At 64.8% G+C, this 20545-nt stretch carries 19 protein-coding genes; 5 read left to right on the top strand and 14 right to left on the bottom strand.

The genetic code is table 11. The features are described from left to right. Nucleotides 1-37: 37 nt before the first annotated feature. The 3 genes from RE429_RS27980 to RE429_RS27990 all read right to left on the bottom strand — a co-directional run bounded on the left by RE429_RS27980 (nucleotide 38) and on the right by RE429_RS27990 (nucleotide 3788). Nucleotides 38-1033 (bottom strand): magnesium transporter CorA family protein, encoded by a 996-nt coding sequence (locus tag RE429_RS27980; protein WP_414474976.1) that lies wholly within the window; start codon nucleotides 1031-1033, stop codon nucleotides 38-40. 126 nt (nucleotides 1034-1159) lie between these two features. Then, nucleotides 1160-2005 carry an SDR family oxidoreductase gene (locus tag RE429_RS27985; protein ID WP_414474977.1) on the bottom strand — a complete coding sequence of 282 codons (846 nt, stop codon included), beginning with the start codon at nucleotides 2003-2005 and terminating at the stop codon, nucleotides 1160-1162. Nucleotides 2006-2009: 4 nt separating this feature from the next. Then, nucleotides 2010-3788, bottom strand: a complete 1779-nt coding sequence (locus tag RE429_RS27990) for an acyl-CoA dehydrogenase (protein ID WP_414474978.1) — start codon at nucleotides 3786-3788, stop codon at nucleotides 2010-2012. A gap of 119 nt (nucleotides 3789-3907) precedes the next feature. Between RE429_RS27990 and RE429_RS27995 the strand changes: the two genes are divergently transcribed. Next, nucleotides 3908-4879, top strand: coding sequence for an L-threonylcarbamoyladenylate synthase (locus tag RE429_RS27995; RefSeq protein ID WP_414474979.1), 972 nt, complete (start codon nucleotides 3908-3910; stop codon nucleotides 4877-4879). Between the two features lie 124 nt (nucleotides 4880-5003). Here RE429_RS27995 and wrbA read toward each other — a convergent pair whose 3' ends face one another. Further along, nucleotides 5004-5606: an NAD(P)H:quinone oxidoreductase gene (gene wrbA, locus RE429_RS28000; RefSeq protein ID WP_414474980.1), complete on the bottom strand. Its 603-nt coding sequence runs from the start codon at nucleotides 5604-5606 to the stop codon at nucleotides 5004-5006. 143 nt (nucleotides 5607-5749) lie between these two features. Here wrbA and RE429_RS28005 point away from each other — a divergent pair, with 143 nt between their 5' ends. Further along, nucleotides 5750-6682: a LysR family transcriptional regulator gene (locus RE429_RS28005; protein WP_414474981.1), complete on the top strand. Its 933-nt coding sequence runs from the start codon at nucleotides 5750-5752 to the stop codon at nucleotides 6680-6682. Between the two features lie 107 nt (nucleotides 6683-6789). Here RE429_RS28005 and RE429_RS28010 read toward each other — a convergent pair whose 3' ends face one another. The 3 genes from RE429_RS28010 to RE429_RS28020 form a co-directional block, all read right to left on the bottom strand. After that, the gene (locus RE429_RS28010; protein WP_414474982.1) at nucleotides 6790-7776 is read right to left on the bottom strand and encodes an MDR family oxidoreductase; all 987 of its coding nucleotides are present in this window, start codon (nucleotides 7774-7776) and stop codon (nucleotides 6790-6792) included. Nucleotides 7777-7862: 86 nt separating this feature from the next. Further along, the gene (locus RE429_RS28015) at nucleotides 7863-9101 is read right to left on the bottom strand and encodes an MFS transporter (RefSeq protein ID WP_414474983.1); all 1239 of its coding nucleotides are present in this window, start codon (nucleotides 9099-9101) and stop codon (nucleotides 7863-7865) included. A 468-nt stretch (nucleotides 9102-9569) separates the two neighbouring features. Next, nucleotides 9570-10136 carry a hypothetical protein gene (locus RE429_RS28020; protein ID WP_414474984.1) on the bottom strand — a complete coding sequence of 189 codons (567 nt, stop codon included), beginning with the start codon at nucleotides 10134-10136 and terminating at the stop codon, nucleotides 9570-9572. A 368-nt stretch (nucleotides 10137-10504) separates the two neighbouring features. Here RE429_RS28020 and RE429_RS28025 point away from each other — a divergent pair, with 368 nt between their 5' ends. Both RE429_RS28025 and RE429_RS28030 read left to right on the top strand, forming a co-directional pair. After that, nucleotides 10505-10723, top strand: a complete 219-nt coding sequence (locus tag RE429_RS28025; protein ID WP_414474985.1) for a hypothetical protein — start codon at nucleotides 10505-10507, stop codon at nucleotides 10721-10723. A 105-nt stretch (nucleotides 10724-10828) separates the two neighbouring features. Further along, the gene (locus RE429_RS28030; RefSeq protein WP_414474986.1) at nucleotides 10829-11863 is read left to right on the top strand and encodes a DUF2806 domain-containing protein; all 1035 of its coding nucleotides are present in this window, start codon (nucleotides 10829-10831) and stop codon (nucleotides 11861-11863) included. A gap of 208 nt (nucleotides 11864-12071) precedes the next feature. Here RE429_RS28030 and RE429_RS28035 read toward each other — a convergent pair. The 3 genes from RE429_RS28035 to RE429_RS28045 form a co-directional block, all read right to left on the bottom strand. Further along, a protein-coding gene (locus tag RE429_RS28035; protein WP_414474987.1) for an IS630 family transposase occupies nucleotides 12072-13129 on the bottom strand; the annotation gives its coding sequence in 2 pieces (ribosomal slippage) (nucleotides 12072-12593 and nucleotides 12596-13129; 1056 coding nt in all). A gap of 378 nt (nucleotides 13130-13507) precedes the next feature. Then, nucleotides 13508-14737, bottom strand: coding sequence for a cell wall hydrolase (locus RE429_RS28040; protein WP_414474988.1), 1230 nt, complete (start codon nucleotides 14735-14737; stop codon nucleotides 13508-13510). 106 nt (nucleotides 14738-14843) lie between these two features. After that, nucleotides 14844-15719, bottom strand: coding sequence for a helix-turn-helix domain-containing protein (locus RE429_RS28045; RefSeq protein WP_414475960.1), 876 nt, complete (start codon nucleotides 15717-15719; stop codon nucleotides 14844-14846). An 88-nt stretch (nucleotides 15720-15807) separates the two neighbouring features. On the opposite strand from RE429_RS28045, the gene RE429_RS28050 reads away from it, so the two are divergent. Continuing rightward, complete coding sequence (locus RE429_RS28050) at nucleotides 15808-16206, top strand: hypothetical protein (RefSeq protein ID WP_414474989.1); 399 nt, start codon at nucleotides 15808-15810, stop codon at nucleotides 16204-16206. Nucleotides 16207-16349: 143 nt separating this feature from the next. On the opposite strand, the gene RE429_RS28055 is transcribed toward RE429_RS28050, so the two are convergent. The 4 genes from RE429_RS28055 to RE429_RS28070 all read right to left on the bottom strand — a co-directional run bounded on the left by RE429_RS28055 (nucleotide 16350) and on the right by RE429_RS28070 (nucleotide 20535). Then, a complete protein-coding gene (locus RE429_RS28055; protein WP_414474990.1) occupies nucleotides 16350-16700 on the bottom strand; it encodes a GFA family protein in 351 nt (116 codons plus the stop codon). Between the two features lie 18 nt (nucleotides 16701-16718). After that, nucleotides 16719-16982 carry a hypothetical protein gene (locus tag RE429_RS28060; protein ID WP_414474991.1) on the bottom strand — a complete coding sequence of 88 codons (264 nt, stop codon included), beginning with the start codon at nucleotides 16980-16982 and terminating at the stop codon, nucleotides 16719-16721. Between the two features lies 1 nt (nucleotide 16983). Further along, nucleotides 16984-19662 carry a pyruvate, phosphate dikinase gene (ppdK, locus tag RE429_RS28065; protein WP_414474992.1) on the bottom strand — a complete coding sequence of 893 codons (2679 nt, stop codon included), beginning with the start codon at nucleotides 19660-19662 and terminating at the stop codon, nucleotides 16984-16986. A gap of 222 nt (nucleotides 19663-19884) precedes the next feature. Continuing rightward, nucleotides 19885-20535, bottom strand: a complete 651-nt coding sequence (locus tag RE429_RS28070) for a L,D-transpeptidase (protein ID WP_414474993.1) — start codon at nucleotides 20533-20535, stop codon at nucleotides 19885-19887. Nucleotides 20536-20545 lie beyond the last annotated feature (10 nt).

Below are 20545 nucleotides of genomic sequence, written 5' to 3' on the forward strand. Positions count from 1 at the left end.
CTGCCGCGGCGGAGGCTGGTGTGCTTCTCTTCACCGCTTAAAGCCATCGTTTCCAACGGAAATAGAGATACGGCAGCACGGCCGCGAAGATCATGAGGGCGATCGCCCAGGGATAGCCGAACTTCCAGTCGAGCTCCGGCATGAGCTTGAAGTTCATGCCATAGAGCGATGATACCAGGGTCGGCGGCAGGAAGATGACCGACATGACCGAGAAGATCTTGATGATGTCGTTCTGCTCGATGGTGACGAGACCGAGCGTGGCATCGAGCAGGAACTGGACCTTGTTGGACAGGAAGGTCGCATGCTCCTCGATGGATTGCACATCGCGCAGGGCGGTGCGCCATTCCGCCTGGTAGCCGCGCGATTTCTGCGGCCTCGGCATCGTGGCCGACAGGAAGAGCAGCAGGCGCTCGACCGAGACCATGCTCTCGCGCACGTTCGAGATCACGTCCGCCTTGCGCCCGATGGATTTGAGGGCAACCCGGAACGACGCGGTGCGGCGCGTGCCCTTCTTCTCGTTCTCGAAGATCGATTGCGACAGGCGGTCGATGCGCTGCCCGATCGCTCCAAGGATTTCGGCGGCACGGTCGATGATGGTCTCGATAAGGCCGTCGAGAACAGCCTCCGGCTGATGCCGGCACCCGCCCGGCTTGCCGGAGCGGGTCGTGAACATGCTGAAGGAGCGCGGCTCGCCATAGCGCACGGTCACGAGCGCCCGCTCGGTCAGGATGAACGAAACGTCGATGAGTTTCGGATTCTCCGTGTCGGAGCTGCAGAGCACACGCGCGGTCATGTAGCGCGCGTTGTTCTCGCTGTAGAGGATCTCGGACGGCTCGATATCCGCCATCTCCTCGCGGGTGGGAATCTCGATATTGAGGTGGCGTTCGACGAGCCGATCCTCATCCCGTATCGGGTCGATCAGATCGACCCAGAGGGCGTCGTCCGGGATCGGCTCTCCGGGAGGCAGCACGGACCGTACGAGCGACTCCCCTGTGGAAGCCGCTGCCTGAGCCGGTCTATGGATCACGATCATACTCACCTCCGCTCGTCCCGCGGTCTGCGGGGCTTCCTGGATCTCCTTCAGGAGCCCCTCAGGTTTAGAGACCTGGATGCCCGGATCAAGTCCGGGCCTGCGGGAAAGTGGATCGCTCCCGTCGCCTCATCGCGACAGCGGCGGCGTATCGTCCGGCACGAAGAAATCCGGCATCAGCGGCTTGCCGGGATCGACGCGGTACTTCTCGAAATCCGTCACGCCCTCGCCGCTCAGGAACACGTCGTCGATGAGGAAATGGCCGGAGAAGCTCCGCGCGGGTTTCCCGAAGACGGCATAGGCCGCATCGGCCAGGATCTCCGGTGTTCGGCTCGCCTGCACGATCTCGTCTCCGCCCAGAAGGTTCCTCACGGCGCTCGTCGCGATGGTGGTGCGCGGCCAGAGCGCATTGACGGCGATGCCCCTTCCCCGCAGCTCGCCGGAAAGCCCGAGCACACACAGGCTCATTCCGTATTTCGCAAGGGAATAGGCCAGATGCGGCGCGAACCACTTCTCTTTCATGTCGAGTGGCGGCGACAGCATGAGGATGTGCGGATTCTGGGCCTTCTCCAGATGCGGGATCGCGTATTTCGAGACCATGTAGGTGCCGCGCGTGTTGATCTGGTGCATCAGATCGAACCGCTTCATGTCCGTCGCCGGAGTCGGGGTGAGGCTGATGGCGCTGGCGTTGTTCACCACGATATCGAGGCCGCCGAAGGTCTCCGCCGCCTTGTCGATGGCGCCGCTCACCGCCGCCTCGTCGCGCACGTCGACGACGAGCGGCAGCGCCTTGCCGCCCGCCTTCTCGATCTCTTCCGCCGCCGTGTAGATGGTGCCGGGGAGCTTGGGATGCGGCTCCGCGGTCTTGGCCGCGATGACGACATTCGCACCGTCCCTGGCCGCGCGCAGCCCAATGGCGAGACCGATGCCGCGGGAGGCCCCGGTGATGAAAAGCGTCTTTCCCTTGAGGTTCATCGGATCAGCCCGCCAGCGCCAGGTTGGCGTCCTGCAGGAAGCCCGCGCCGCCGAGCACCGCGTCCTCCAGCCCCTTCGCGCCCACCGCGAGGTTCTCCGCGAAGAAGCGGCAGAGCGCGATGCGGCCTGCATGGGCGGGATCCGTGTCGCCGCCCATCATCAAGGCCTTCGCCGCGAGCGCGCCTTGCGCCAGCGCCGCGCCGCCCTGCGCCAGACCGAAGAGACGCAAGTAAGGCGCTGCTCCGGCCAGGGCCTCGGCGGGCGCATTGGAGGAGACTGCCCCGAGCATGTGGCTCGTGGCGCGGTCCAGGCTGTCGACGGTATCGCGCAGGCGTGAGGCGGTCGCCCCGAAAGCAGGCGTTCCCTCCTTCAGGAGGCGCATGACGATGGCCCGCATGGAGGCGATCTGCGCGCGCACCGTGTCGCCGCCCGACAGCGGCAGCTTGCGCGTGACGAGGTCGATGGCCTGGATGCCGTTGGTGCCCTCGTAGATCGGTGCGATGCGCGCGTCCCGGTAATGCTGGGCCGCGCCCGTCTCCTCGATGAAGCCCATGCCGCCATGGACCTGCACGCCGAGCGACGCGACCTCCATGCCGATATCGGTCGAGAACGCCTTTGCGACCGGCGTCAGGAGGGAAGCGCGCTCATGCGCCGCCTTGGCGCGGGCCGCATCGCGCTCCAGATGCGCGCGGTCGATGGCCTCCGCCGTCATGTAGCAGATGGCGCGCGCGGCGGCGGTGAGCGCCTTCATGGTGAGAAGATTGCGCTGCACGTCCGGATGCTCGACGATGGCGCTCGAGCCCTCCGCGGCGCCGACGGCGCGGCCCTGGCGCCGCTCGTGGGCATAGCCGAGCGCCTGCTGATAGGCGCGCTCGGCAATGGCGACGCCCTGCAGGCCGACCGCGAGGCGCGCATTGTTCATCATCGTGAACATGCAGGCGAGGCCCCGGTTCTCCTCGCCCACGAGCCAGCCGACGGCGCCGCCGTCGTCGCCGAAGATCATCGTGCAGGTGGGAGAGCCGTGAATGCCGAGCTTGTGCTCCAGGCTGTGGCAGCGCAGATCGTTGCGCGTGCCGTCCGGGAGGATCTTCGGCACCAGGAAGAGCGAGATGCCGCGCGTGCCCTTCGGCGCATCGGGCAGGCGCGCCAGCACGAGATGGACGATGTTGTCGGTGAGATCGTGCTCGCCATAGGTGATGAAGATCTTCTGGCCCGTGATCCGGTAGGTGCCGTCGCCGACGGGCTCGGCGCGGGTGCGCAAAGCCGCCAGGTCTGACCCTGCCTGCGGCTCCGTGAGATTCATCGTCGCCGTCCATTCGCCCGAGACGAGCTTTTCGAGATAGCGGCTCTTCAAGGCGTCGGAGGCATGCACGGCCATCGCCTCGATCGCGCCATGGGTCAGCACCGGGCCGATGCCGAAGGCCATGGAGGCGGAGTTCCACATCTCCACGCAGGCCGAGTTCAGGAGCGTCGGCAGGCCCTGCCCGCCATATTCGGCGGGGCCTGGAAGCGCGTTCCACCCGGCCTCGGTCCAGGCCCGGTAGGCCTCCTTCCAGCCGGGGGCGGTGGTCACGGCGCCGTCCTTGAGGGTCGCGCCGTGCTCGTCCCCCTCGCGGTTGAGCGGCGCGATCACGTCGTTGGCGAAGCGCCCGGCCTCCTCCAGGATGGTCCGGGCAAGGTCGACGGAAAGGTCCGGATAGAGGCCATCGGCAACCGCGCGGTCGAACCCCGCCACATAGCGCATGGTGAAGAGGATGTCCGACACGGGCGCACGGTAGGCCATGGCATTTCCTTTCGAGCAACGGCTTTTCATATTGACGCGTTCCTGCGCGCCATTAAACCCGCCCAAGATATACCGCACCTCGGACAAAGGGTAGTTTAGACGTGAACGATCATGGGTCAATGCGACGGACGGCACGTCTCGCGGCTGAAGACGCTGGTCTGATGGAGGCGGCAGCCATTCTGAAGCGCGGCGGCCTCGTGGCCTTCCCGACGGAGACGGTCTATGGACTGGGCGCAGACGCCACGAATGCGGAGGCGGTAGCCGGCATCTATGCCGCCAAGGAGCGTCCGAGCTTCAATCCGCTGATCTCCCATGTCGACAGTTTCGACGCGGCAAGGATTCAAGGTGCCTTCGACGAGACGGCCCGGAAGCTCGCCGAGGCCTTCTGGCCCGGCCCGCTCACACTCGTCGTGCCCGTCGCCTCCACCTGCACGGTCTCCGATCTCGCCCGCGCCGGCCTCGATTCCGTGGGCCTGCGCGTGCCCTCTCATCCCCTGGCCCATGCCCTCTTGAAGGCGACCGGCCGCCCTGTCGCGGCCCCTTCGGCCAACCGCTCGGGCCGTGTCAGCCCGACGGATGCCGATCATGTTCTCGGAGACCTCGATGGACGCATCGATGCGGTGCTCGATGGGGGCGCGACGGATGTCGGCGTCGAGTCGACCATCGTCGCATGCCTCGGCGGCATGCCGCGCCTGCTGCGCCCCGGCGGCGTACCGAGCGAGGCGATCGAAGCCCTCCTGGGGCGCCGCCTCGAAATCGGCTCGGAGGGCGCGAAAAACCCGGTCGCGCCGGGAATGCTCGCCTCGCATTACGCCCCGCGCGCTCAGGTGCGCCTGAACGCGACGGAGATCCGGCCCGGCGAGGCCGCCCTGCTGTTCGGCGCCGCGCCGCTGCAGGGCTCCGCACAGGCGAAGGCGCAGCTCAACTTGAGCGAAAACGGCGACCCCAAGGAGGCCGCCGCTCATCTGTTCTCATATCTCCGGCGGCTCGACGCATCGGGCGTCGAGACCATCGCGGTCGCGCCCGTGCCGGAGACCGGCCTGGGCGAGGCCATCAACGACCGCCTCCGGCGCGCCGCTGCGGAGCGGTGACCCCGCTTCGCATCTCACTCCTCTTCGTCATCCCCGGCCCTGGGCCGGGGATCCACGTCTTGGACGCGCGGTATCCCTCAAGACGTGGATGGCCGCGACGGTGTAGGTGAGAACGGGACGGCGCTTACTTCGCCGCGAGCTTCGCGGCGATCTCGGCCACGTGCCTGCCCTGGAAGCGGGCGCCGTCGAGTTCGGTCTTGCTCGGCTGACGGGAGCCGTCGGCGGCCGCGATGGTCGATGCGCCATAGGGCGAGCCGCCCTTCACCTCTTCGACGCCCGACTGACCTGCGAAGCTGTAAGGCAGACCGACGATGACCATGCCGTGGTGCATCAGCACCGGCAGCGTGGTGAGAATGGTGGCCTCCTGACCGCCATGCTGGGTCGCCGTCGAGGTGAAGACAGAGCCGACCTTGCCGATGAGCTTGCCCTGAGCCCAGAGTCCGCCGGTCTGGTCGAGGAAGTTCTTCATCTGCGCCGTCATGGTCCCGTAGCGGGTCGGCGTGCCGAAGATGATCGCGTCGTATTCCGGCAGCTCCTCGATTGTGGCGATGGGGGCCTTCTGCTCGGTCTTGTAATGGGCGGCCTGAGCGATCTCGGCCGGGACCAGCTCGGGCACACGCTTCACCACCACCTCGGCGCCGGCTTCGCGCGCCCCTTCGGCGGCCGCATAAGCCATCTGCTCGATATGACCCCAAGACGAATAATACAGCACAAGAACCTTGGCCATGTGATCTCCGTTATCAAAGAGGATTGCGCAGGCGCCGGATGCCGGGCCGCTCTGCAGCTGGATGATGACGTAAGGATAACCTTTCCAACATGCAAAACCAGTGGTAGATATGCACGGTTTCCATTGCAATCGTGCAAGTTGATATGGCCAAGCAACATCAGCTCGACTGGGACGATTTCAGGCTCGTCAAGATCATCGCGGAGGCGAGCGGCCTCGCGGGTGCGGCGGAGCGTCTGGGCGTCAATCATTCGACGGTCTTCCGCAGGCTTGGCCAGATGGAGGAAAATCTCGGCGTCAAGCTCTTCGAGCGGCACAGGACCGGTTATGTGCTCACGCCTGCCGGCGAAGAGATGTCGGCGCTCGCCGAGCAGATGGAGGAGAACGTCACCTCCTTCACGCGCAAGCTCGCGGGCCAGGCCGTCGCGCCGGCAGGGGAACTACGGGTCACGACGAACGACACCCTTCTGGTTCACATGCTCACGCACATCTTCTCGCGTTTCGTGAAAGCCTGCCCCGAGATGCGGCTCGACGTGGTGCTCGCCAACCAGGCCCTCAATTTGTCGAAGCGCGATGCGGACGTGGCGATCCGGGCCACGGACGATCCGCCGGAAACCCTCGTCGGACGGCGTGTCGCGACCATCGCCTGGGCCATCTACGGCCGTCTGGAAGACTTTCCGGAACATCAGAAGCCGGCGGATCTCAACTCGCCTGCGCTCTATGACCGGCCGTGGGTTGCGCTCGGCGACAATCTCGCGACCCTTAAAGCAGCCCGCTTCGTGCGCGACCGCGTGGAGCCGGAGAACATCGTCTACAAGGTGAACACGGTCCTGGGCCTCGCGGAGGCCGTGGAGGCCGGGATCGGCATCGGGCCCCTTCCCTGTTTCATTGCTGATGCGAAGCGCAGCCTCGTGCGCCTGTCCGACGTGAACCCGGATTTCTCCGCGGGCCTGTGGCTGCTCACCCACCCCGATCTTCGCCAATCGGCCCGCGTGCGCGCCTTCATGGATTTCATGGCCGCCGAAATCGGGAAGCAGCGGCGCTGGATCGAGGGACACGGCAGGAAGCCCGCCGATTAGCGCATCGTGCGAAAAAGTGGACGCCACTTTTCACATCCGCTGCTGTCAGTTGATGCTTTTGAGCATCTTTTCACGCAAAACCGGTTCCCACTTTTGCGTCCGATGCTCTAGCCGATCTCCACCACCACCCGCCCCTTGACCTGACCGGCGACGATCCGCTTGCCCGCCTCGACCACCTCGTCCAGCGGAATGGTGGACGTCATCGCGGCGAGCTTGGCGTGGTCGAGTTCATGCGCCAGCCTGTCCCATGCCGTGATGCGCAGCGGCTTGGGCGCCATCACGGAATCGACGCCGAGCAGCGCCACGTTGCGCAGAATGAAAGGCGCGACCGTCGAGGGCAGATCCATGCCGGCAGCAAGGCCGCAGGCCGCGATGGCGCCGCCGTATTTCGTCATGGATATCACGTTCGCGAGCGGGGTCGAGCCGACGGTGTCGACGCCCGCCGCCCAGCGCTCCTTGCCGAGCGGGCGCACGGGCCCGGCGAGCTCGCTCCGCTCCAGGATCTCGGCCGCGCCCAGGCCCTTCAGGTAAGCGGCCTCCTCGGGCCGTCCCGTCGCGGCGATCACGTGCCAGCCCGCCCGGGCGAGCAGGGCGACGGCGACCGAACCGACGCCGCCCACGGCGCCGGTCACGATGGCGGGGCCGCGCTCGGGGGCAAGCCCGTGCTTCTCGAGCGCCATCAGGCAGAGCATGGCGGTGTATCCCGCCGTGCCGATGGCCATGGCCTGATGCGGCGTGAGGCCTTCGGGCCGCCGGATCAGCCAGTCGCCCTTCACGCGCACCTTCTGCGCATAGGCTCCCAGATGCGTTTCGCCCAGGCCCCAGCCGTTCAGGATCACCGCATCGCCCGCCTTGAATTCCGGATGGGACGACGCCTCGACGGTGCCGGCGAGATCGACGCCGGGGATCATCGGGAAACGCCGCACCACCGGCGCCTTGCCGGTCAGCGCGAGGCCGTCCTTGTAATTGAGCGTGGAATGCGACACGCGGACCGTGACGTCGCCGTCCATGAGATCCGCCTCGTCGACGTCACGAAAGCTCACGGTCTGACCGGCATCGGTCCTGTCGATGACGAGTGCCTTGAACGTTCCCATCGCGGTTCATCCTCCCCGCGAGATTGTTGGCGCGGGGCTGCGTCAGGGCAAGCGTTCCGGCCTCATCCCTTCGGACGAGGCGCGCCTCACTCGGCAGGCTGAAGCACCGGCCCGCGCTCGACCGGGCGCTCCTTGATCGGCAGGTTGATCAGGGCCGATGCGACGCCGAGCGCGACCGAGAGCCACCACACGAGGGAGTAGTTGCCGTAGACCTCGTAGAGCTCACCCCCGAGCCAGACGCCCAGGAAGCCGCCGACCTGGTGCGAGAAGAAGGCGAAGCCGTAGAGCATGGCCATGTAGCGGGTGCCGAACATCAGCATGACGAGCGAAGAGGTGGGCGGCACGGTTGAGAGCCACAGAAGGCCGATGGCGATGCCGAAGGCGATCGAGCTCATGGGCGAGGCCGGAAGCAGCACGAAGGCGGCGATCGCCAGCGAGCGGCCGAAATAGATCCAGGCCAGCAGCCAGCGCTTCGACATGCGCGTGGACAGCCAGCCCGAGCCGAGCGAGCCGAACGCATTGGCGAGACCGATCACGGCCAGGGTCCAGCCACCGACGGCGGCCGAGAGCCCGGCATCCCTCAGATAGGCGGGCAGATGCGCGGTGATGAAGGCGAGCTGGAAGCCGCAGGTGAAGAAGCCGAGAACCAGAAGCACGTAGGAGCGATGCTGGAAGGCTTCGGTCAGCGCCTGCTTGATGGACTGGTTGGGGACGTTGGCGGCGCTGGCCTGAGCCGCCGCGCCCGGTCGGGTCGCGAGCGCCAGCGCCAGAGGCATGACCAGCAGGATGGAACCGGCGAAGATCACGAGCGCCTGGTGCCAGCCGAACGAATCAATGAGGACGTTGCCGATGGGCGGGAAGAGGAACTGGCCGAAGGAGCCCGCGGCCGTGCCCGCTCCGAACGCCATGGGACGCCACTTTTCCGGCAGGAGCTTGCCGAAGGCGCCGAGAACGAGATTGAACGAGCAGCCCGACAGGCCGAATCCGATGAGAACGCCCGCGCCGAGGTGAAGAACGCCGGGTGTCGCGGCATTGGCCATCACCACGAGGCCGAGCGCATAGAGCACGGCTCCGGCGCACAGCACCCGGAACGCCCCGAAACGGTCCGCCACGGCGCCCGCGAAGGGTTGACCGACACCCCAGAGAAGGTTCTGCACGGCGATGGCGAGGCTGAACGTGTCGCGCCCCCAGCCGAATTCGGTGGTCATCGGGATCTGGAAGAGCCCGACGGAGGCACGGGGGCCGAACGTGATCAGCGCGATCAGGCAGCCGGCGAGAACGATCAGCTCCGGGGAGACCCGGGCTTGAGTGGAAGGCGCGGACATCGGAACGGTCCTCAGAGGCAATTCGGAGGACGGATCCTATCCGAAGTGCGGCATCGGCGACATTGAAAGTTTATTGCCTTTGGCATGAGTAGCCGTGATGGATCGCAGACCGTCTTGTAGAGTGCAAGTTAGAGTGACACCCCTGGGATTATCCGGGATTGGCCGGGAACGATCGGGCGTGATCGGGCAAGAAACCTTTACAGAGTAAGGGTTCGGCGGGCTCGGCCGAGGTGTCCATCGGCAGAGAGGTGCGGGCGGCCCGCAAGTTCACGCGTCACCTAGGAACGGCCCATCAGCGGGCAGCGACGGTCATCGAGATCCCTTGGAAATCCCCATTTAAGCCTTCGAAGGTGGGACTCTTCGAACCCCAAGGTGGGACGGCGGCCGAAAATCGAAAACCCTTGAAATTCAAAGGGATTGCGAGCCGGGCAAGATGGCGGCTCGGTGCCAAGGTGGGACAGCTCCTGGTTAGTAAGACACCGTCGCAGAGGCGTTCGTGCCCTTAATCGGCGCGCCCTCGAAGACCTCGACGACGGAGAAATCCCAGGAGGCCTTCTGGCCGACGCGGGCTCCGTTGGTGTCCTCAATCCTCGGGGCCGAAATGGACACCTTCCAACTCTGGCCGGCCAAGTCGGCGCGGTGCTCCTTCAGGACCTCGGCACCCTGGATCGAGGAGGTGGCGATCATCCCGGCCGGGTTCGATGTGATGAGCAAGCGCCGGCCGTCCAGGCGGGTTACGTCGAGCCATGGAACACCGCCCACCGGATCGCGCGGGATCCGGGCCGTAACCGTGCAGACATAGCTCTGCCCCTCGAACCGCGAGGTGGACGATATCGCAACTTTTCCGCGCGTTCCGCTCAACCCTTCACAGGTGCCCCGCGTGGCAGGGTCAGCCCGGTCATAGTCGGCCCGGCTCACCCGTGCTTCGATGGTCGAAAGGATTGATCCATCCGGGTTCACTGTTGCGGTCTGCTCGATCTCCATGCATCCGGCCAGGAGGATAGCCGCAAGGGCCATCAGGGTCGCAGCTTTCACGAGAACCTCCGGTGCCATGAGAAATCAAAAGCGCGGGCCGGGCTTTCACCGGCGCGCGTAGAATTGCTCTGTCGCTGCACGGCCAGGCCATGGCTCTGGCCGATCTCCCTACCTCGACCCGACAAGAAGTGCGAGCTCTCCCCGCCGCCGCGCAGCAACATTACAGCACAAGATAGATACTTTGTATCATTCGAATTTCCTATAGCACGCTATGCGGCTATAGTTCGGACCAGCCCCAGCGGATCCGACCGACGAGAACCACCCGCAGCACGCGGATACGGGCATGGAAGGCCCAGCCTTCATCCTCAAGCACCCTTATTGCCTCGGAAGACGAGGCACGCCAGGCGGCCGAGGCGGAGGCGACCCGCATGGCCAGGAACACGGGCGACGGCAGTTTCGTGCTCTACGGCATGCCGGAAGCCCAGGCCGAGTCCGACGTGATCGCCCTCGGCTTCCGGCGCGAGATCTCCGGCAAGTGGCGTGCCCATGCGATCGAGCACGAGTTCACCGCCGGCCCGAGCGGAGACTATCTCACGACCGTGGAGGTGAAGGCCGGAGAAGAGGGCAAGAAGGAAGAGGAGGAGTGACCGGCGCGCTCATGGCAAATAGGAAGATGGTTGGTCTTATTGTTTGGTAAAAATCCGGTAATAGAGTGAACGATCCATCGTTCCTTAATCCGCACGCAATTTGCCATGTCAGATCAGAAGCTTCCGACACCATCCGGTGATCACCATCCTTTTGTCAGAGGGATTTTGGCTGTTTGGGGAGAGATCAAGGATATCCCTGGTGCTGCAAAAGCCATCGCAAAGCTCGTAGGGATAGGAGCTGATGCTGGAGCGGCGCATCTCGACAGGATCAAGGCTGCAGGCGAGGCGAAGGCCACAGCAACACGGGATGAAATCAAGGCCCGATCGGCCGTGTCAGAGGCCTTAACACAGGCTGCTGTTCAGCGGGCACTTGCTGATCCTGAACTCGCTGACAGAGCCTTGGCACTTTGGGCGGACGAGCGGATCACCAAACAGGTGAATCGCGAGGCTGTGGCGAGTGTTGCGATCGAAGATCTTCGGGAAGATCCTCCGCCACCAGACCAGGAATCACCGTCGGATGACTGGATGAATGTGTTTGCAAGTTATGCTGAGCGTGCCAGCTCGGAAACCTTGCGTCAGCACTGGGGACGCATTCTTGCTGGTCAAATCCGGAAACCTGGTTCGTTCAGCTTTCAGACTCTCCAACTCATGTCGATCCTCGACGGGAAGCTCGCAGAGATCATCCAAAGGACAGTCCCCGCAGTTGTCTCTAACAGCTTTATTCCCAATGGCGGGCCGTTTGAACGAGGGAATAGATACGGTGATCTGCTAGACCTCAATGCCGTCGGATTCCTGCAAATCGCTGACTCTAGCCATCAATATGTCCTCCCACCGGACGGTAGGATCCTTCTTCGATTCAAGAAGTTCGGGCTGGGACTTACCGGTGAGCCAGGAACAGAGGCTCACATACCGGTTGTGTTCTTAACAAGGGCTGGTCGGGAGTTAATGGATGTCATCCACTATGATGATGATGTGGAGCTAATTCGGCAGCTCGCTGTGCAATTCCAAGGTGATCTCGGGCTCTTCAAGGCCGAAAGCAAGATGCATTCGATCCACCTTGTAGAAATTTCAGAAGGTCACGAGAGTGAGGTCCGCGGCAAAAGTGTTGAAACCCTTTGGACGCGTCCTAGTGAGGACTAGCCGATCTCGCATCTGTGGACGAGTATGGAAAAGTCTCTGTGTTCTTGTTTCATTCCAGACTCTGGCGTAACGTTACTTTGCTCCGTTTTATGCGAGAGGGCGTGGCATGAAGCGGATTGGCTCGAGGCAAACGCGCTACTTTGTCCAGCTATTTACTTGGACGGGCCAGCGGGAACTCGTCATGAGTAATACCAATTCCCGCTGATCATCATTGGTGCGCCCACTCGCGCAAGCCGATCGACATGATGGTCCAAGGCTGATCGATCAGCTTGTTCCAAGCCGCACAGCAGTGGTCGAGAATGTCCGTGTAGGACGTGAAGATCCGGTTGGAGATCCAGTTCTCCCTTATGAACTGCCAGATGTTCTCCACGGGGTTCAGCTCAGGCGCCATTGCCGGCAGCGGCACCAGAGTGATGTTGGGCGGCACCTTCAGCTTCCTCGAGACGTGCCATCCAGCTTGGTCGAGCAGCAGCACAGCATGCGCGCCAGGCGCCACCGCCTGCGAGATCTCGGCCAGATGCAGGGACATCGCCTCGGTCGTGCAGCGGGGCAAGACCAGGCCGGCGGCTTTGCCTTGGGCCGGGCAGATCGCCCCAAAGATGTAAGCAGACGCAGTCCGCAGATCGCGTGGGGCGGAGGGACGGGTGCCGCGCTTGGCCCAGCGCCGGGTGATCTTGTTCTTCTGGCCGATGCGGGCCTCATCGGCAAACCAGATCTCTATGGGCCGGCCGCCGGCCTCGTTGGTCGCGATCTCCTCCAGACGCGTGGGGAAGTCTTTTTAAAAGCAGCCACGGCCGCGTCGCTCCTGGCGTGATGACGCGGGCGAGCCGACAGCTTGCGGAAGCTCAGAGACCGCAGCTCACGGCTGAGCGTCTGCTTCGAGATCCGGATCCGGTACTCCTCCCAGAGCCACTGCATCAGGTCGGCCAGGCGCCAGCGCACTACCCCGTGGACGGCTGGGATCGGGCCGCTCTCGATCATCTCGCTCAGGCGCTGCCGATGCGCGTCGCTCAGGATCGAAGGCTGTCCCGGCGCCTTCCCGTCCAGAAGCCCATCGGGCCCATGGGCATTGAAGCGCAGGACCCAGTCACGCACCGTCTGCAGGCTGACCCCGCCGATCTCGGCCGCTTGGGTGCGCAAGCCGCCCTCGTAGATCACCGCCAGGGCCAGCAAGCGGCGGGTCTGCGGGGCATCCTTGCTCCGGCGGGCAAGTTGGCGCAGACGAACGGCATCGTAATCGGGCCGGAGGGCGACGGGAATGGACATGGCAAACCTCCTCGCTTGCCATGTTGAATCACATCTCAGGCGCTTTGACGCTGCGACGAGTCGCTCTCACCAGGACGTGGTATAAGCTCCTGAATGCTCCTGATCAGAATGCCGCGATAAAGAAGGTCATTGATCTCGCTGGCTCTGCAGTTGGCGTTGTAGCTGTCGCGATGACCAGCGATCCAGTGTCCGATGATGATCCGGAGGCGAAGCCTCTCTTCGCGGCCGGAACAGTTCCTTACGAGCTTGGTGAACTACGTTCCGGTAGCCTTCTTCAATAACATCACCAGTAGATCCGCCAGTTGGCGGCTTGCTCTACTTCAGGGGTGACACCCGATCTTGCGCGCGGTGACAAGCGTTTTTGCGCGCTACACGGGCTCAGGTCTGCCCCGGCTTGAGCTTGTAGAAGATGTGGCGACCGATCACGTCCATCTTCTTGAGGCGGCGGGCCCAGTAGGGACGCACGTAGTTCGCATGGTAGTGGGTGGCACCGCCCACGTCGGCGAGATAGGTCTTGCCTTCGAGAACCGCGCTCGCCACCCGCTTGGCCCGGTCCCAGGAGACCTGGTCGGTGATGCGCAGGGCCTTGCCCTCGCACGCGAAGGTGAACTGGCAGGCCAGATGGCGGTGGCGGTTCTGGTAGACGACGCCGCAGATCGAGGTCGGATAGAGACCGCTCTTCACGCGATTCAGCACCACCTGGGCGACGGCCGCCTGGCCCTCTTCCGGTTCGCTGCGCGCCTCGAAATAGACGGCCTCCGCCAGGCAGCGCTGCTCCTTGTTCATGTTGTCCGGATCGATCAGATCCGCATAACGCGGAGCGGCCGTATCGTCGGCTTTCGGCACGAAGCTCGTGCCGTAGCCTTCCTTGTCGAGGCGCGGCGATTGCAGGGACACGGGAGCCGCCGCGATCTCGACGGGGGTCGCCTCCATCGGAGCCGGCGTCGCCGACGACAAGGTCACCGCGCGCTTCACCATCGGCGTCGTGAGACTGGCCGCGGCGCCGGTCGAGCCGGCGGCGGCCGCTGCGGGCGACTGCACGGAGACGGACTGGCGCGTCGTCGTGAATTCCGGCGCCTCCCAGGGCTCGAAGCTCTGCTCCAAGTCGGGCGCGTCCAATTCGCCCTCCATGAGGATCGTGGGCGGCAGAAGCCGCTCGTCCTGCCGGAAGAGAAGACGGGAGCCGCCGGCCTGCGCGAGGTCGGATCGCAGCTGGCTGGCCCTCAGGGACAGGGTGACGTGCGGCGCGACGAGGGGATCGCCCTTTCCGGAGCGCTCGACCGCCGGGTCGGGACCCGCATTCGCCTTGCGGTCGTCCTTGGGCGGAACCGTATTCGCCAGGTCGTCGGGCAGATCGTAGCGGGGCACGAACCGCAGCACGTCCCGTTCGAGATCGAGCCTCCCGCCTGCAATCGACATGGAGATGGGCGGAACGAGGGCGGTCTGGGTCAGATGCGCCAGCGCGCCGCGCGCCGCGAAGCTCACCCCCGCCTGCGGGTCGTTGCTGGCAGAGGCGGTGAACGAGATCAGGAGACCGGTCGCGAGCGCCCAGGGCGCCGTCGTGGCGCAGATCCATTTCACCCGAGAGCGACGATTCCGAAGACGCACGCGAACACCCACTCAAACCATGGAAGCCTCGGACGAAAGGCTTCCGTTCCTTATGGTTATCCGGGGTTAAGGTTGATGGGTGGTTAAGAGGAACCCTTTCCTGCCCTCACGCACCTGCGGCGGCCTGACGCTTCTCGGCCATGCGGCGCAAGGCGCCCGCCGTCTCCGGATCGGCCGGGAAGAAGGCCTCGATGGCAAGCTCCGACAGGGTCACGTCGACGGGGGTGCCGAAGATCGTCGTCGTGCTGAAGAAGGTGAGCACGCCCTCGTCCGTCGCCAGTTGCAGCGGCACGACGAGCCCTGCATGGTCTTCGCGGGTGCGGGCCGGGCGCCTCGCCGCATCCGGGATCGGATAGGCGCGCAGTTCCTCGCACAAACTCGAGAGCGCCGCGTCTCCCGTCACATTCACCTGATGATGCAGGCGCTGTATGAGATGATCGCGCCATTCCACGAAATTGACGATGCGCCGCGCAAGACCTGCCGGATGAACGCTCAGGCGCAGCACGTTCACGGGCGGCTTCAGCAGCGCCGGATCGACGCCCTCGACGAGCGAGAGCAGTGCGCTGTTGGCGGCCACGAGCGACCAGTGCCGGTCGACGGCGAGCGCGGGATACGGCTCATGCCCGCGAAGCACGAGATCGATGGCGTCGCGCATGCTCTTCAGGGCCGGATCGTCGAGGGTCCGTTCGGAATAGACCGGTGCGAAGCCCGCGGAAGCGAGCATCACGTTGCGCTCGCGCAGGGGCATGTCGAGCTTCTCGGCGAGGAGTTGCACCATCTCGCGGCTCGGCTGCGAGCGGCCGGTCTCGAGAAAACTCAAGTGCCGCGTGGAGATCTCGGCCTCGAGGGCGAGATCGAGCTGGCTCAAGCGGCGGCGCTGGCGCCATTCGCGCAAGTAATCGCCGAAATGGTGAGCGGCGGAAGACGGGGGCTTTGTGAGCTTCATGCGGGGACCATAGCGCAGGGAAGCGCCCGGCTCCATGACCTCGGAGGTAATCGACGCGCTTCCCCGACGGGACGATCCTTCGATGCGGTCGGGATGTCCCGCCCCCATCGAGAAGGACCACGCCATGATGCTTCACCCCTCCCCGCTGCTTCGCCAGGCCTTGCTCGCCGATGCCACGACAACGGGCGCCTTCGGCCTGCTGATGCTGCTCGCCGCCGGCCCGCTGGCTCATCTGCTCGGATTGCCGGAGATGCTCCTGCGCGTCGCAGGCGCGATCCTGGTGCCCTACGTCGCATTCCTCGCCTGGCTCAGCCTGCGCGAGCGGACGAACGGGGCGCTCATCTGGGCCGTCATCCTCGGCAACGTCCTCTGGGCCGCCGACAGCCTGCTCCTTCTTGTCAGCGGATGGGTCTCTCCCACCGGCGCGGGCTATGCCTTCGTGATCGCGCAGGCTCTCGTGGTGCTGATGTACGCGGAGCTTCAGTTCATGGGCCTGCGCCGGTCGAGTATGGCGGTGGCGTGATCGTCCTTCGCCGTAGAAGGGTGCGTATCCTCGTCATGCCCGGCCTCGTGCCGGGCATCCACGCGCCCTGTCATCCCTACACCCCGCGATTGACCTCGAGCATAGTTTACGCAAAAACGGTTCACACTTTTGCACCCGATGCGCTAGCCCTTGTCCCGTCCATTGAACGGAATGGGCTTCAACTCCGACAGCACAACGGCGTCCAGGCAACGCACATTGATCGCCGCCATGGCCCCTCCGGTCGGCTGCTTGCCTTCGCCGAAGGTCGCCGTGCCGCAGGTGGCGCAGAAGCGATGCCGGATCGTGTGGGTGTTGAAGGTGTAGCTGGACAGGTTCTCCTCGCCGCGCACGGTCAGCGCGTCGCGTGGAACGAAGGTCAGCAGATAGCCCTTCTTGCGGCAGATCGAGCAGTTGCACTCGATGATTTGCTGAAGATCCGTCTCGACCTCGAATGCGACCTTGCCGCAGTGGCACGATCCCGTGTGCAACGCCATTCTCGTTCCCCTTGAAAATTATAAGGCTGTGATGAGCGTGACGATGAGGCCGGCCCCGATGACGGCCATGAAGCGATCGTTCATCGTCAGCGGCTCCGCCCTGCCCTGAGCCGCGAGCTGCCCGACGACGAGATCGACCATCAGCGACACCGCGAACGGCCATGCGGCGGGCGGAACGGCGAGCTGCTGCCATTCGGGATTGAGCCTGACGAGAAATCCGATGGCGATGCCGGATACCAGCACCGCCCCCAGATAGAGAAGCCTCGCGGGAGACAAGGCCATGTCAGGCCTGGCTCGCCGCCTTGTTGCCGAGCGCGGCCTGCGCGGCAGCAAGGCGCGCGATCGGCACGCGGTAGGGCGAGCAGGACACATAGTCGAGCCCGACCGACTGACAGAAATGGATCGACGCCGGATCGCCGCCATGCTCGCCGCAGATCCCGAGCTTGATGTTGCTCTTCGTCTGCCTGCCGCGCTCAGCCGCGAGCCTGACCAGCTCGCCGACACCCTCCTGGTCGATGGTGACGAACGGATCGGCGGGCAGAAGGCCCTTCTGCGTATAGGGCCCGAGGAACGACGCCGCATCGTCGCGCGAGATGCCGAGCGTCGTCTGGGTGAGGTCGTTGGTGCCGAAGGAGAAGAACTCCGCCGATTGCGCGATCTCGCCGGCGCGCAGAGCCGCGCGCGGCAGCTCGATCATGGTGCCGACCTGATAGTCGACCTTGACGCCGCTTTCCTTGGCCACCGCTTCCGCCATGGCGACGATGCGATCCTTCACGAGATCGAGCTCCGCCTTCGTCATCACGAGCGGCACCATCACCTCCGGCACCACGGGCTTGCCCGTCTGCTTGCCGGCTTCCACCGCGGCCTCGAAGATGGCGCGCGCCTGCATCTCGGCGATCTCGGGATACGCGACCGCGAGGCGGCAGCCGCGGAAGCCCAGCATCGGGTTGAACTCGTGCAATTCGCGGGCGCGGTGCTTGAGCTTGTCGACGGAGGCGTTCATCGCTTTCGCGACCTCCTCCATCTCCTCTTCCGAGTGCGGCAGGAATTCGTGCAGCGGCGGATCGAGCAGGCGGATCGTCACCGGCAGGCCGCTCATGATCGTGAACAGCTCGACGAAATCCTTGCGTTGCATGGGGAGCAGCTTCGCGAGCGCGGCCCTGCGGCCCGCCTCGTCGTCGGACAGGATCATCTCGCGCACCGCCACGATGCGGTCGCCCTCGAAGAACATGTGCTCCGTGCGGCACAGTCCGATGCCCTCCGCCCCGAAGGTGCGGGCGGTCTTGGCGTCGAGCGGCGTCTCCGCATTGGCGCGCACCTTCATGCGGCGCACCTTGTCGGCCCAGCCCATGAGGGTCGCGAACTCGCCCGACAGCTCAGGCTCCAGCATCTTCACCTGGCCGAGCAGCACCTGGCCGTTCGAGCCGTCGATGGTGAGGATATCGCCTTTTTTGAGCGTCTGACCGGCAACGGTCATGGTCTGCTTCTGATAATCCACGCGGATCGAGCCCGCGCCGGACACGCAGGGCTTTCCCATGCCGCGCGCGACCACCGCCGCGTGCGAGGTCATGCCGCCGCGGGTGGTGAGAATGCCCTCCGCCGCATGCATGCCGTGGATGTCCTCCGGCGAGGTTTCGACGCGCACGAGGATGACCTTGCGGCCCGCCTTCTTGGCGGCTTCCGCGTCGTCGGAATTGAACACGATCTCGCCCGAGGCCGCGCCCGGCGAGGCCGGCAGGCCCGTGGCCAGAATCTTGCGCTCGGCCTTGGGATCGATGGTCGGATGCAGGAGCTGATCGAGGGCGGCGGGCTCGACGCGGGTGATCGCCTCTTCCTGCGTGATCAATCCTTCGCTTGCCAGCTCCACCGCAATGCGCAAAGCGGCCTTCGCCGTGCGCTTGCCGTTGCGGGTCTGGAGCATCCAGAGCTTGCCCTTCTCGACCGTGAATTCCATGTCCTGCATGTCACGGTAGTGCTTCTCGAGGATGCCGTAGATGCGCACCAGCTCGGCATAGGCCTGCGGCATCGCGTTTTCCATGGAGGGCTTGTCGGAGCCGGACGCGATGCGGGCGGCTTCCGTGATGTCCTGGGGCGTGCGGATGCCCGCCACCACATCCTCTCCTTGAGCGTTGATGAGGAACTCGCCGTAGAGCTGCTTCTCGCCCGTCGAGGGGTTGCGGGTGAAGGCGACGCCCGTGGCCGAGGTCTCGCCCATGTTGCCGAACACCATGGCCTGAACGTTCACCGCCGTGCCCCAGCTCGCCGGAATCGCGTGCAGCTCCCGGTACTTGATGGCGCGGCTGTTCATCCAGGAGCCGAACACGGCCCCGATGGCGCCCCAGAGCTGCTCCTGCGGCTCCTGCGGGAAGGGCTTTCCAAGCTCCTTCTCGACCAGGGATTTGTAACGCGGCAGAATGGCCTTCCAGTCACCCGCGGTCATGTCGGTGTCGAGGGTATAGCCCTTGCGGTCCTTGAACTCGTCGAGGATCTCTTCGAAGTGGTGATGCTCGAGTCCCAGCACCACGTTGGAATACATGGTGATGAAGCGGCGGTAGGAATCGTAGGCGAAGCGCTCGTCGCCGGCGCCCTTGGCCAGCGCCTCGACGGTCACGTCGTTGAGGCCGAGATTGAGCACCGTGTCCATCATGCCGGGCATCGAGGCGCGCGCGCCGGAACGGACGGAGACGAGAAGCGGGTTTTCGGCATCGCCGAAGGTACGGCCCGTGAGCCGGCCCACGAATGCGAGGGCCTGTTCGACCTGGGCCTTCAGCTCGTCCGGATAGGAGCGGCCATGGTCGTAATAATAGGTGCAGACTTCCGTCGTGATGGTGAAGCCCGGGGGAACCGGCAGTCCCAGATTGGACATCTCGGCGAGATTCGCACCCTTGCCGCCGAGCAGGTTCTTCATTCCCGCCTGGCCTTCGGCCTTGCCGTCCCCGAAGGTGTAGACCCACTGCGTCATCGCTTAACCCCTTGGCTTCTAGAACGCCCTGCTGCAGCGCAGGCTTGGCTTGAAGCATCTGGTCCCCAAACGCAAGCTGAACAGCCAAGGTTCCTTTATTGCAAAAGAAGTAGTCTTTTCGATGCCCGCGGGCCGGTCCGTCCTCTTTTTTGCGGCCATGAGGCGCCCGAAAAGAAAAGGCCGGGCTAGGCCCGGCCGTGTGACGTCGTCAGGGACGTCGGGTCATACCCGGTAGCGACCGTTGCGCTTGACGAAGACGGTCGCTCCGACGGGAACGCGCTCGTAAAGGTCCACGATGTCCTCGTTGAGCATGCGTACGCAGCCGGAGGAGACCTGCTCGCCGATGCTCCAGGGCTCGTTCGTCCCGTGGATACGGAAGAGAATGTCCCGGCCGTCCTGATAGAGGTAGAGAGCGCGGGCGCCGAGCGGATTGTCGAGACCGGCTTCGCGGTAGCGCGGGAGATCGGGCTTGATGCCGACCATGGTCTTGGTGGGCGACCAGGCGGGCCATACGCCCTTGCGCCCGACCGACGCCATGCCCTTCCAGGAAAAGCCCTGCTTGCCGACGCCGACGCCGTAGCGAATGGCCTTCCTGTCGGGCTGCACGAGATAGAGCATGCGGTCGTCGATATCGACCACGATGGAGCCGGGCTTCTCGGGGCCCTCATAGGTCACCGTCTGCTTCGCGTATTTCGCATCCATCCGTCTGCGGTCGACGAGCGGAACGTCGAAGGGCTTGTCGGGCATGGAGCCGATATACCAAGCCGCATAGTCGTCAGCCGCCGCCTCCACGGGCACGGAAGACTGCTGAGCGGTCTGGCAGGCAGAAAGCGAAGCGCTCAGGAGAGCGCCGAGAATCAGGCGTCGGATCATGGGTTCAATT

The organism is Microvirga sp. M2, assembly GCF_047497095.1.
Classification (GTDB): Bacteria; Pseudomonadota; Alphaproteobacteria; order Rhizobiales; family Beijerinckiaceae; genus Microvirga.